The sequence below is a fragment of the Rhodococcus sp. 5G237 genome, from assembly GCF_053764735.1.
This window is the reverse complement of record NZ_JBSNCD010000003.1, coordinates 231,668-245,253: the sequence shown is the minus strand read 5'-3', so window position 1 is coordinate 245,253 and position 13,586 is coordinate 231,668. Positions and strand designations below refer to the sequence as shown.

Sequence of the window (13,586 nt, the reverse complement as noted above, 5' to 3'; positions counted from 1 at the left end):
CCGGAAACGCGCATGTCGATCAAGACTTCTAAGGTGGACATACCCGTCCCCGTGGACGGGCGGAAGGACGTCCGCAAGGGTGAGTGGAGTGCGCGTGGAGTCAGGCGAGAGCGAACCCGAATTGAGGGATCGCGTGCAGCGCCTGCTTGCCTTCCTGGCCGAGCTCGTCAAGGCCCGCAGCGCGCCCGTCCGAGTCGTCGACAAACACCGTGCCGTGATGTCCCTCGAAGAGGGAAACATCAGGGCCGGCCTGCGAGCTCATGCCGCATCGGGCGACATCGTCCTGCGCGCGCGTCGCGCTCAGCTCGAAGAGCCCCCGCGCCCGCCCGCCGAGCTCGCGAAGTACGTGCACGGGGACATCGCGGATTCCGCCGTCGAGCCCGAAGTCGACCCGCAGGCCCTCGGTATCGAGGGGCTCGACGCCTGGCTGACGGAATGGCGGACGTGGGCGGTCGTCGACCGCGAGCGACAGGCCGCCTCGCATCTGTATTCCTTCCTGCAGCGAGCCATGCTCGACCTCGAGGATCAGCCCGAATCGCTGGAGCTCGTCGTCGCGTCGGGTCTGCTGCACCTCTCCGAGGGTGTGGCGGGCGCGCGGGTCCACACGCACCTGATCACGCAGGCCGCGCTCATCGAGCGACAGGGCGACTCCGGCGACCTGGTGGTCCGGCTGAGCCCCAGCGCCGGGCCGTCGCTGGAGGACGTCCAGCTCCTCACCGGACTGGAGGTCTTCGACCCGACGAGTGTCCGCGAGCTGCACGATGCCCTCGTCACTCAGGTCGCGTCGCCTCTCGACCCCGCGGCCCGCGCGTTCCTGAAGAGCTGGGCCGACCGTGCGCTCACCGTGCCGGTCGACGTCGTCGATCGTGCGGACGAAGCGTCGTCGTCGGATGCGTTCGTGACGCCGTCGCCGGTGCTCGTGCTGCGCAAGCGTGGCGCGCATGCGCTCATCGAGTACTACAGCCGCATGACCGAGGCGGCCGCCGACGAGTCGAATCCGGTGCCGCTCGGACTGGCACAGCTCGTCGAAGCGATCGAACCGGCCGACCGGGTCGCATGGCTCGACCGCATCGGCACGCCGTCGACCGAGTTCACCGGCGAGCAGTTGCTGCCGCTGCCCGCGAACGAGGAACAGCGCGACATCATCGACCGGCTCGCCGGCGACAGCGGTGTCGTGGTCGAGGGTCCGCCGGGTACCGGCAAGACCCACACCATCGCCAACATCGTCGCGGCGCTGCTGGCGCGTGGGCAGCGGGTGCTCGTCACCAGTGAGAAGGCGCAGGCGCTGCGCGTGCTCCGGGAGAAGCTTCCGTCCGAGCTGCAGGAACTGTGCGTGGCCGTGACCGACCCGGTGCACGGCGGCACGGTGGAACTCACCCGCAGTGTCAGCGAAATCGCTATCCGCAAAGCACAATTCAACGTTCGACGCGCGCAAGAACGCATCGACGAGCTCACCGCACAACGCAACGACGCCCTCGAGCGTCGCGCGACGTTGATGGAACAGATCCGGCAGGCGCGTGCGGAGGAGACCGAGGCCCACGCCGATGTCGCCGCCGGCTACGAGGGGACGGCCGCGTCGATCGTCCGACGGGTCCGCGCGAACGAGGCCAAGTACGCGTGGTTGCCCGCGCCTCTGCTCACCGACACCCCACCGCTGACGGTCGACGAGCTCGTCACCCTCCACTCGCTGCATCAGCGGTCGAGCGTCGAGCGCGCGCGCCGCCGCCAGCAGCGCTTCCCCGAACTGTCCCTGCCCACCCAGAGAGAACTGCAGTACGCGTGCGCCGCCGTCTCCCAGGCGTCGAGCGGCACGACCAACGGGGAGACGCAGGGATTGCTGCGGATCCTCGAGGGTGCATCGCTCGAAGCACTCGGCCGCATCCGCGACCTGTGCGAGCAGCTGCAGGGTGCCCTCGAGGACGCGGATCGACTCGACGCGCGGATCCAGCGCGTCGCCGACGACGTCCTCTCGGGCCGGGCCCAGCACCTGTGGGGGAAGACCGCCGAGCTCGCTGGGCTCGTGCAGGCCGCGCAGGAGGCCGACCGGATCGTCGGTGCCAGCTCGGTGGACATCTCCGTGACGGGACGCCAGGCCTTCGAGGCGTACGACGCACTCGCCCGCAAGCTCGAGGCGGGCGACACGTGGCGCAGCGGTTTCACCCGGTTCCGGCGCAGCGACGAGCAATCCGCCGTCGAAGCGCTCGGGGAGATCGCGACCGTCGACGGCGTCGCCGCCACTACCGCCCAGACGGCGCGCATCGTCGCCGAACACCTCCGTGCGCTCGAGGCGATCCGGGTCGCGCGGGTCGTCCTCCGTGACCTCGGTATCGACATCGAGCTCGACGAGTCGCGCAGCCGCGCCGTCGGCACCCTCGCGTTCCTCGACCGGGACCGTGCCATCGTCGACAATCTCGTGGCGCGGGTGCACGACGTCGAATCGGCACTGCGCGACGTCCATCCGGGGGCGCCGCGGATCACGAGCATCGAGCAGGCGCGGTCCACCGCCGAGTCGGCACGGACCATCGCCGCAGCGGGCACCGCGGAAGCGAGCAAGAACTGGCTCGAATCCATCGGCATGTACGTGCGGGGTCAGATCTCCGGGGGAGCGTCGCCCGAAGGGCGCGCGCTGGCCCGCGCCTTCCACGACGCCGACTTCGACGCCATCAATGCGGCCCTGGACGCGTGGGACCGGGCGGCGGGGGAGCAGCGTGAGGAGCTGGAACTCGTCTCCCTGCACGCGCGCCTGACCACCGCGGCACCGGCACTCGCGCAGGCGCTCGCGGAGAATCCGTTGAGCCTGGCCTGGCCGGCTCGCCTCGCCGACATCGACGACGCGTGGGCGTGGCGACGCGCGGACGAGTGGGTCCGTCGCTTCCACGAGCGCAGCGACGACGGGCAGTTCGAACGCGACCTCGACGCACTCGAGACGGACATCGCGCGACTTACGACGGAGCTCGTCGAGGAGAAGGCGTGGAGCGCGTGTCTCGACCGCACCACGGCCGAGCAGGTGCAGGCACTCCACTCCTACCGCGATCACATCGCGAGCATCGGTAAGGGAACCGGTCGCTACGCGGAGCGTTATCGGGCGGCGGCGCGCGAGGCCATGCAGGTCGCGCAAGGTGCGGTGCCGGCCTGGGTGATGCCGTTGCAGCAGGTCCTGGCTTCGATTCCGCCCGAACAGAATTCGTTCGACGTCGTCATCGTCGACGAAGCGAGTCAGACCGACATCAGCAGCTTGTTCCTGCTGTGGCTGGCGCCGCGCGTAATCGTCGTCGGCGACGACAAGCAGTGTGCGCCGAGCGCGGTGTCGCTGGGTGCGCTCGACGGGGTGTTCAGCCGTCTCGATTCGTATCTGCCCGACATCCCGAACTACCTGCGCGACAGCTTCACTCCGCGATCGAGTCTGTTCTCGTTGCTGCGGTCGCGGTTCGGCAGCATCGTCCGGCTGCGCGAGCACTTCCGGTCGATGCCGGAGATCATCGCGTGGTCCAGTGACCAGTTCTACGCCGACGACCCGCTGGTCCCCATGCGGCAGTACGGCTCGGACCGTCTGCAGCCGTTGCGCACCACGCTTGTCGAGGACGGTGCCGTCACCGGCCAGAACTCGACGCTGACGAACTACGCCGAGGCTCACGCCCTCGTCGACACGCTCGTGAAGTGCGTCGAGGATCCCGCCTACGACGGCAAGACCTTCGGTGTGGTGGTGCTGCAAGGGCAGCTGCAAGTCGACATCATCCAGAACGAACTGCTGGACCGCCTCACCCCGGAGCAGTGGGAGGAGCGCAGGCTCCGCGTCGGCACACCCCCGGACTTCCAGGGCGACGAACGGAACGTGGTGTTCCTGTCGATGGTCGTCGCGCCCGAACAGAACATCGCGGCGTTGACGCGGACCGAATACCAGCGACGGTTCAACGTGGCGGCCTCGCGTGCCCAGGACCAGCTGTGGTTGTTCCATTCGAGGACCATCGACACGCTGCGGCGCACCGACCTGCGGTACTCGTTGCTCACCCACATGCGGACGACGTCCCCGCGGCCGGCCGAGTCGATGCCCGACGGCGTGACACGCGACGAGCGGCACGAGGCATTCGACAGCCTCTTCCAGCAGGACGTCTTCCTCGACATCGCCGCCCGCGGCTATCACGTGAACCCGCGCGTCGAGGTGAACGGCCACTTCATCGATCTGGTCGTGACCGGGGCGGCAGGAAAGCTGGCAGTTGCCTGCGACGACGAGCAGTGGCACACGAGCCCCGAGCGGCAGTGCGCCGATCTGGAGCGGGAGCGCGAACTGCACCGCAGCGGCTGGAAGTTCTGGCGGGTCCGGGAATCGGAGTACTACCTCGACCCGGCCTCAGCCCTGTCGGGACTCTGGGAGGAGCTGGAGCGTCGCGGAATCACGCCCGGTCGCGTGGATACTCCTGCGCCCGAACTGTCCCGGCCGTCGATCGAGTTCCGGACCGACGGACAGTCGCACGAGTTCGTCGAATCCGCCGGTCGGACGGACGCAACGGTTGTCGGTGAATCTCCGATGTGGGGACGCGAATGATTGCGGGGCCGGACGACTACTGAATCGACTCGGTCACATCGTTTCTCGATTGGGAACGTTACAGTGCGTCTTTTCACGCGCTTTCTTCAGCGAAGTACACGGGTTCCTGATATTTATTGATGCGCAGCGAGTCTCGTTGCGCGTAATTCCCCCTGTGACAGGAGTCCCCCATGGAAGAACTTCAGACCCTCATCGAGCTGGCGAAGCTGCTCGGCCCGTTCATGGAGCTCATCGGCAGCATCAGCAGCCTCAGCGGCCAGTAAGTCCGCGAGCGACGAAGAATCCCCGAAGTCATTGTCTTCGGGGATCTTTCGTGTTTGCGGAGTTGGGCTCGGCGCGCTCAGCGGCGCGCTGTCGGGATGTCGAGATCGTCGAAGTCTGCCCACGCGACGCCAGGACGTGCGGTAGATCCAACACGCAACGCGGGATGGAGAATTCGGCTACCGATTGTCGGATCGGCTGCGAAGCAACGGTTTTGCCGGTCCCGCTCGGATGGACCGATCCACACTCACGTGCACATGTGCGCAACCTCTCCGCGGCAGTCCGCGTCAACGAATTTCCGCTACCCGTGAATCGACGTACTCCGGTTCGCATTCCTGTGTCGATTCACAAGCAGTACCGACGTTCTATCACGGGTGGTGCGAGAAACGCGGAAGAAACTCGGTTGGGTCGGATTAAGTAGGAGGGTGAATGTGCGGCGTCATCCGCCGGACGACAATGCGTCGAAGACCGCTTTCACGCGCACCTCGTCCTCGATTCCCAGAATGTCGGCCCAGAAGAACGCCGCCTCGGTCGTGTAGGCGTGGCCGTGGCCACCGGGCACTTCGGCGGCAAACACCATATCCAGCGTGACCTGCCAGAACGTCACGAACGGAATCCACGTCATCCCCTTGTCGATGTCGGCGCCGCGTTCCTCGCGCAACCAATCCGGGCGGTGCCGAACCAGCTGGGAGGACCACCACACGATTGGATCGCTGGGATGCTGCCAGTACACGATGCGGGGAGATTCCCAGTCGCGCAGGCCATCGAGATCGGTGAGGTCGTCGGGAGTCGCAGCGAATCGCACGTTCTGGCCGCCGTAGATCACCGGAAGGATCTCGCGGCTTCCGGGGTCACGCGAATCCGTGATGCGACGCCACTGTTCCGTGAAATTCGGAGTGCCCACCCACAATGCGCCGTCGGTGCGGGTGATCATGTCCTGCACGCCGGCGAACGCCGACTGGCCTCCGTACGAACCCAGCGACTCGCCGAAGACGAGCAGCTTCGGCCGGGTTTCCGGATCGAGAACACTCCACCTCGTGTACACCGCCTCGAACAGCGCGCGACCTGCATTGCGCGGTGACACCCGGTCGGCGAGAAAGGCCAGGGGACTGGCCAGGAACGAATACTGCATCGCCGCGATGGCCGAGTCGCCGTCCGAGAGGTATTCCAGCGCAGCGGCGACGTTCTGGTTGACCCAACCACGGCCTGTCGTCGTGGCCACTGCCAGATACTCGCGGTCGAATGCGCCGGTGCGATCGAGTTCGGCGACGACATGCGAGGCGAGCACCTCCATCTCGTCGAACTCCGTGTAGCCGTCGAGACTGTCGAGGGAGCGGTAACCCGCGTAGACCCGGATCGGCATCATCGCGGGTTCACCGGTCACCGCGGTGATCTCCTCCGGAGACGGACCGCCTGCGACGAACGTCCGGCCCTCACGGCCCAGCGAATCCCACGGTTCGAGCGACGCGTCCGACCCGGATCGTTCCGGTGCCTGCGGCTGCTCGACTCCGTCGGCGGTGCCCTCGTCCACTGCCATCGCCGATCCGTTGGCGATACGCGCGATCTCCACGGACAGCAGACCTTCCACCGCCCAGAACACAATCAGCCCGACCAGCACGACACTCACGATGCGCGCCAGGGGAGCCGGCAAGACGCGGACGACGAGTCCGGTGACCCATTGCGCCACGCGCCGTAGACCACGGCCGATGACGAGCAGGAGCAGCGTCACCACCACGGCGACGAGCAGCACACCCGGATAGTCCCAGCTGCTGCCGGGTTCCATCCCGACGAGTTCGCGGCTGATGTCCTGCCACCACGAACCGAGGACGAGGAAGGTCGGCACCACCACGACGGCGACCAGCGCGAGCAAACACCAGCCGACCTTCTTCACGGTCGCCGACCAGTTCGTCTCGAAGCCGCACTTGCGGACGATCCACGCGAGGAGCACGCCGATGCCGTAGCCCGTGATGACGCTGATGCCGGTCGCGACGCCCTGCAGGTACCAGGGGCGGGGAAGCAGGGACGGTGACAGCGACCAGCAGTAGAACAGCAGCGCAACGGCCAGGCCGACCGGATGGAACCGTCCCAACCATCGCAGGATCCCGTCCTTCAGTCGAGCGGAGAACGATGGGGATGGTTCGGGAGGTGCGGGCGGTGTATCGAGGGTCGTGGTCATCGGCGGTCGCTTTCGTCGGTACCTGGACGCAGGAAGGCATGGCGAAGAGACGGAATGCGAAGCCGTAGGGGAGAAGCTAGCAGAGCCTCGGGCAGCGTGCCGTGTTCGACTACTCGTCCGCGGTGTTCAACTGCTCGACGGCCTCGGCGATCCGCTGCGTGTCGGTGAGCGTCCACCCCTCTGGGGACGTCACGGCGGCCCAGCCGTAGGGGATGAGGTCCTCGTAGTTGTGCCCGTGACCGACGGGTGGCGAGGTGCCGACCATGATGTCGGCCGCGACCTGAGCGAAGGTGACGATCGGGTACCACCGCATCGACGGTGAGCGATCCGCGCCCGGAGGTTCGGCGAGCCAGTCGGGTCGCTCGAACAGCAGTCCCGGTCCCCACCACACCACCGGATCGGACGCGTGTTGCAGATACAGCACCCGCGGGTCGTTCCACGGTCCCTGCTGGTCCTCGAGCGTCTGCAGGTCGGAGGCGAACCGCACTGCGACGCCGTCCTCGTACACGGGCAGGACCTCGGGACTGCCGGGATCACGATGGTCGACGATGCTGCGCCACAGCTGGTTCGAGTTCGGAGGTCCGACGAACAGCGCGCCGTCGATCTTGCCGCGCATGTCGGCGAGGTCGGCGAAGGCCGCCTCGGCAGACTGCGAGCCGAGGCTCTCGCCGTAGACCACCAGCTGCGGGCGCTGGTCCTCCGGCAGTTGCGACCAGCGTTCGTGAACCCCGTTGATCAGGGCATTGCCGGCTGCCTTGGCAGCGGAGCCGTCGACGAGGAAGGAGATCCAGCTCGGCAGGAAGGAGTACTGGATCGCTGCGATTGCGGAATTACCGTTGTAGATCGCCTCGATCGAGTCGGCGGCGAACGGATTCACCCACCCGGTTCCGGTGGTGCCGGCGACCACGAGGATCTCGCGCTCCCACGCCTTCGTGCGGTCGAGCTCGTCGAGGATCAGCTGTACCTGTTCGTCGGTGGTGCCGTCGGCTTCAAGTCCCGCGTACACCCGTATGGGTTCGAGGGCGGGTGCGCCGTTCAGTTCGGTCAGCTGCTCGGCGTCCATCCCACCGGCGACGAACGTGCGTCCCTGACGGCCGAGACTCTCCCACGACGACGGCGACGCCGGGCTGCCCGACCGCTCGGGAATCTGGGGCTGCTCCACACCGGGGTCGGTGCTGTTGTTGTCGTCGGCGAACACGATGCGTGCCGCCATAGAACTGCTCGCGAGCAGAACCTGGTCGACGAATACCACCACCGCGAGAACGAGGATCACCGGCGCGAGGACACCGGCCGCGGCGACCGGAACACGCAGGCGGGTCGCGAGGAACTCCGCGAAGCGTCGTCCGACCCACCGTAATCCGCGTGCGATGTAGAGGAGGGCAGCGAAGACCGCGACGCTCACCAGACCGGTGCGGAGATACGCGAAGCCCGTTGTGGTCTCGATGCCCATGAGGGCACGGATTTCGTTCTGCCATCCCGCTGCGGCGAACAGACTCCCCAGAAGTGTTCCCACCGCGATGAGAGCGACGACCACCTCGGCGATGCGCCGGACCGTGTGGCGGCGTCGCCACCACGTGAGACGCGGGGCGATCCACCGCCGCGCGGGGAAGGCGACGAGCACGCCGATGCCGTACCCGACGATGCCCGTCACGCCGCTGATGAGTCCCTGGAAATACCATTCGCGGGGGATGAGGGAGGGGCTCAGGCTCCACGCGAAGAAGAACAGGGCGGCGACGAGACCGACGAAGTCGAGGCCGAAGACGGAGAGGTGGCGTCGGGTGTCAGTACTCGACTCGTCGGTTTCAAGGGGCGTGGCGTGAGCGGTCACGATGCGACAGTAACTAACCCGGAGCTTTCACGGAAATAACGAGCCGGCCGAGTGTCGAACACAAGGAATGGTGCCCTGAACTGCGAAGATATGGCTTGTCTAAGGTCATGTCCGCAACAGTTCGAGAGGCACCATTCCGGTGAGCAAGTCTACGTCCCCCTACCCACACGTGTCCGCATCGGCCACCGGAACCAGCCTCGTGTCGCAGGCCGGCGCGGTCCTGCTGCTGCGCACCGCGGAGAAAACCGGCCTCATCACGGCATTGACGACCGAACTCGGCCCGTTCCGCAAACCGTTGGCCCGCCACGATCCCGGCAAGATCCTCCTCGACCTCGCGGTCTCCCTCGCACTCGGCGGAGACTGTCTCGCCGACATCGCACAACTGCGGGCTCACCCCGAACTGTTCGGCACGGTTGCCTCCGACCCGACCGTCTCCCGGCTGATCAGCGTGTTGGCCGCCGACGCCGACACCGCTCTCGCTGCCATCGGCCGCGCCCGCGCCACCGCCCGCTCCCACGCCTGGACCGCTGCCGGCTCCACGGCACCGGATCACACCATCGACGAGCAAAAACCACTGGTCATCGATATCGATGCCACCCTCGTCACCGCCCACTCCGACAAAGAACACGCCGCCCCGAACTTCAAACGCGGCTACGGGTTTCATCCACTGTGCGCATTCGTCGACCACGGTGAGTATGGCACCGGTGAACCCGTCGCGATGCTGCTGCGCCCCGGTAACGCCGGTTCCAACACCGCCGCCGACCACATCACCGTCGTACAGGACGCCCTCGCGCAGTTGCCGTTCGACCCGGGATATCGGGTCGGGAAGAAGGCGCTGGTGCGTATCGATGGAGCCGGTGGCACCCACTCCTTGATCGAGTACCTGACCAAGCGCAGACTCTCGTATTCGGTCGGATTCGGGTTGACCGACACGATGACCGCCGCCCTCGATCTGGTCCCCGAACAGGCGTGGACCCCAGCCTACGATTCCGACGGGCAGGTCCGCGACGGCGCCTGGGTCACCGAGCTCACCGGCCTGCTCGATCTGTCGACGTGGCCGAAAGGCATGCGCGTGATCGTCAGGAAGGAACGCCCGCATCCGGGGGCGCAGTTGCGGTTCACCGACCGTGACGGGCTGCGGTTGACCGCGTTCGTGACCAACACCCGCCGCGGGCAACTCCCGGACCTGGAGTTGCGGCACCGGCGTCGAGCTCGGTGCGAGGACCGGATCCGGTCAGCGAAAGTCACCGGGCTACAGAATCTTCCGCTGCACGGCTTCGACCAGAACCGGATCTGGTTGGCGCTGGTGCAACTCGCATGCGAGCTGACCGCGTGGATGCAGATGCTCGCGTTCACCGAGGTTCCAGCGCGGCGGTGGGAACCGAAACGACTACGGCTGCGGTTGCTGTCGATCGCCGGGAAGATCGCCCGGCATGCCCGCCGTGTTCGTCTGCGGCTGGCCGCGACGGCTCCTGGCGTCGATGTTCTCGTGGCCGGCTTGAACAGGCTCACGGCGCTACCTGCACCCGCTTGACCTGCACGTATCTTCTTCATCGAGACGAAAGGACGCTCAACTCGGGGCTGTGGACCCCGGCGTCACCCGACCGTGTCGGGCAGGCGATCGTGGCCGCACACCGGATCCGCAGGTTTCCACACCCAATCTGAACTGCTCAGGCCGGCGCGTCACCCGCACGAAAGATCGAGGCTAATACGGAAGGTGTACGCCGACTATCGACCCTCCGCTTGATTGGGGCATGTCAGTGGGACACAATCTGCAACTCAGGCGTTACACGTCCGGATACCGGGTTCCGCCGCCTACCCACAAACTCATCTTTCAAAGTCGGTGCGCGCCTGGTCCGTACCCTGGGCTCCACCGGTCATCCGTGTTTCCAGGGATTCGTTCCAAGTGGGGACGTCCTGTCATCGGCTTGCTCCGTTCGAAGTCTGAACATGATCTGGTCATTCCGGCGGGAGTTGCGTAGGTTATCCGCGACCGGAATTGCCGCTGTCGTTGGTGCCGGACAAAGCGGAGTATCCGCTAGTCATTGCCGGCGGGATAGATCTAGGAGAACGGCCTTGGGGAAAGACAAGAGTGCTGAACCGCTCGACGTCGAGGTGGATGAGCTGGCCCTGTCCCTGGTGGGGTGGCAGGTCGACGAGGTCCAGGCTCGACTGGTCACCAAGACCTACGGCAAGAAGGACCATCGACAAGAGGTCGTTGTGTCCGGCACCATGCGATTCCTACCTGAGGATCGGTCGGACAAGTTCACGAATAGCGACTATGCCCCGCCGCCCCTTCTGGTGTTCGGCCGGAAAGGCAGCAATACTCCGCCTACCTATGAGCGCGCCCTTTTCGAGACGGAGAAGAAGGCGCGGAAACGTCCGTTGAGGTTCTCCGAGACAAGTCAAGAATGGGACTGCAGTAAGCCGTTGAGTCCTGTCGATCTGCATCTTCGGCTCACAGCTTTCGATATCTCGGAGGTGGATTCCAACTTCGAACTCCCGACGGGGGAGGGTGCAGAAGTAGAAGTCAACCTCATCGACGACACCACTCGTGTGGGTGTAAGGACGCGGGTGTCGAACGTCGCTGCGCAGATCGTTCCTGAAAGCTATTCGAAAACTCTTCGCGTTCACATGGAGGGGGTGTTCGAATTCGGTACTGCACAACAGCTGCTCGACGACTACGTGGCCGACGACGATTGGCGGGACGAGGCTCCTACATTGGAAGGGGAGTGCCCGTTCGAGGTAGGAGTTCCTGAGATCGAAGTCGAGGTCCTCGACGGCGAAGGGTTCCTGGTTGCCACCAGCGGGTTTCAACCTTATGCGCATATCCGGGTACAGAAGGGCGGTGAATTGCCGGGCCGACCGCCTCGTTGGGTCGCGCAGGACAACCTGGATGTGGAGGACATGTCCGGAAAGCCCACCCGCGTTGTCGTTCGCATCGTGGATGCCGACGAATGAGTGCCACGGACTTGTTCCTGCATCAGCTGCAGGACACTTTGATCGACGAACACCTACAGGCACCGGGCCTCTTTCGGGAGATCGCTCGAATGGAGGGTCTCTTGGCGGAGACCTACCGGAATCGAGTTCCGTACGAGCTCCTTCAGAATTCCGACGATGCCGGGTCCTCGACAGTCGAAGTCGTCGAAAGTCCTGACGGCACGTTCTCCTGGAGTAATGACGGCCGTGTTATGGACGGAGCCGACATCGAGTCTTTGTGCCGAAGTGCCAGCTCCACAAAGACTCGCGGTGAGGCCGCCATCGGATATCGCGGAATCGGCTTCAAATCCCTGGCTGCGGTAGCTTCCAAAATTGAAGTTCGTTCAGGTGACGTCACTTTCAGCTTCGATAAGGTGTTGGCCGCCGAGTTGCTGAGCGAGCAAGCGCTCGATTCGGTGCCGTTGATTCGCATCCCAGTAGGAATCGAACGGACCCCATGGTTGGGAGGGGCATCGTTCACAGTCACGAGGATGCCTGATGCCGGTGATGGCATGGGTGAGCTCGACCCGATCAGTCTGCTCTTCCTCCGAAACGTGCGCACAGTTCTGGTTCGGTCTCGCGATGATGAAATGCAGGTCAGCATCGAACGAGCCAATGACCGGGTGGTGGTCCGTAGCGCGGGCAGCGATGCCGACTTCGCAATCTTGAGGGAGGGCACCGCGACCGTAGCTGTCCCCATGAATGCGCGCGCACTCGCACTCACCAGGGTCCGCGGGCGGTTGGCATGCTTCTTGCCGCTCAATGACGAAGTGGGACTTCCGGTAATCATCTCCGGCGACATGCTGACCGACCCCTCGAGAACCCACGCTGTCGTAGCAGACGAGTCGACAACCAGAGTCTTGCGCGATGCCGCCAGAGCGATCGCTTATGCGTTGAGAAATCCGGGAACGTCGACATTCGAGCGGCTATGGGAACTCATCCTGCAGGGCGAGGACATCCGGAGCCTGTTGGTATCTGCGAGCGGAAGTGCGAGTCAAGTCTTACTGAGTTCGCTGCGCGATGCGATGATGCAGCATCGACCGTCGTTCAAGTACTCCAGCGTTGTTCTCGAAGAGGAAGATGTATCGACGATCTTCCCGAGCGGGGCGCCTGCAGCGCTGTACTCCGCTGCAAATCAAGCGGCGGCGAGGACCTTCAAAGCAGTTCTCGGGTTGGAAACGCTTGATCTGTCGGTACTTGTTGACGGGCCAGTCGCCTCTCAATTATCGGAACAGCTGCGTACGCGCCTCGGTAAGCATTTCCAGGACTTGGCGCGGGTTCATGGGCGCTCGCTGACACCTACAGAACAAGCGCTGGTGGAATTGCTCCCCGCTCAGGAGTCGCAGTCCGTGATAAGTGAGGTCGTGGCGAGTCGTCCTTCCGCTCTCGCGTCGGCAACCAACTCTATGGGCGCAGTGATGACACAGTGGCGTACCGCCGAAGTCGCAACGATGCAGTACCTGAACGGGCGAGGTTGGTCGCTGCGGGATGTGAGCACACAGAACGTCGGTTACGACCTGGAAGGTACAGACCCATCAGGGCAGCGGGTGAATATCGAGGTCAAAAAGGTCGATTCGCTTGATGCTCGCTTCGCGCTGACTAACAACGAGATGTCACTGATGTTGAACAGTTCAGCGCCTTACCTCCTCGCCATCGTCGTAGGCTCCGAACGTCATTCGAAACTGATGATCCTTGATCCCTCCCGCCCTGAACTCTCACGTGAGCGGGTATGTCGACGATGGGATTGGGAATTCACCGATTGGAGTCGCTTTGCGGTCATGGTCGACTGAGAGAGGCAA

6 protein-coding genes are annotated in these 13,586 nt (G+C 64.9%); 4 read left to right on the top strand and 2 right to left on the bottom strand.

All coding sequences use genetic code 11. From position 1 onward, the window contains the following. The first annotated feature begins 133 nt into the window (after positions 1-133). Positions 134-4,543, top strand: a complete 4,410-nt coding sequence (locus ACWPOC_RS07750) for an AAA domain-containing protein (RefSeq protein ID WP_455408472.1) — start codon at positions 134-136, stop codon at positions 4,541-4,543. Positions 4,544-5,243: 700 nt separating this feature from the next. Here ACWPOC_RS07750 and ACWPOC_RS07745 read toward each other — a convergent pair. Beyond that, positions 5,244-6,980, bottom strand: coding sequence for an alpha/beta hydrolase (locus ACWPOC_RS07745; protein WP_455408347.1), 1,737 nt, complete (start codon positions 6,978-6,980; stop codon positions 5,244-5,246). Between the two features lie 109 nt (positions 6,981-7,089). Next, complete coding sequence (locus ACWPOC_RS07740; protein WP_455408346.1) at positions 7,090-8,808, bottom strand: alpha/beta hydrolase; 1,719 nt, start codon at positions 8,806-8,808, stop codon at positions 7,090-7,092. A gap of 139 nt (positions 8,809-8,947) precedes the next feature. On the opposite strand from ACWPOC_RS07740, the gene ACWPOC_RS07735 reads away from it, so the two are divergent. The 3 genes from ACWPOC_RS07735 (at position 8,948) to ACWPOC_RS07725 (ending at position 13,577) form a co-directional block, all read left to right on the top strand. Continuing rightward, complete coding sequence (locus tag ACWPOC_RS07735) at positions 8,948-10,342, top strand: IS1380 family transposase (RefSeq protein WP_455408345.1); 1,395 nt, start codon at positions 8,948-8,950, stop codon at positions 10,340-10,342. Between the two features lie 542 nt (positions 10,343-10,884). Further along, the gene (locus tag ACWPOC_RS07730) at positions 10,885-11,769 is read left to right on the top strand and encodes a hypothetical protein (protein ID WP_455408344.1); all 885 of its coding nucleotides are present in this window, start codon (positions 10,885-10,887) and stop codon (positions 11,767-11,769) included. Continuing rightward, on the top strand, positions 11,766-13,577 hold the full coding sequence (locus tag ACWPOC_RS07725) for a sacsin N-terminal ATP-binding-like domain-containing protein (protein WP_455408343.1): 1,812 nt from the start codon (positions 11,766-11,768) through the stop codon (positions 13,575-13,577). The genes ACWPOC_RS07730 and ACWPOC_RS07725 overlap by 4 nt, the downstream gene beginning before the upstream one ends. Positions 13,578-13,586 lie beyond the last annotated feature (9 nt).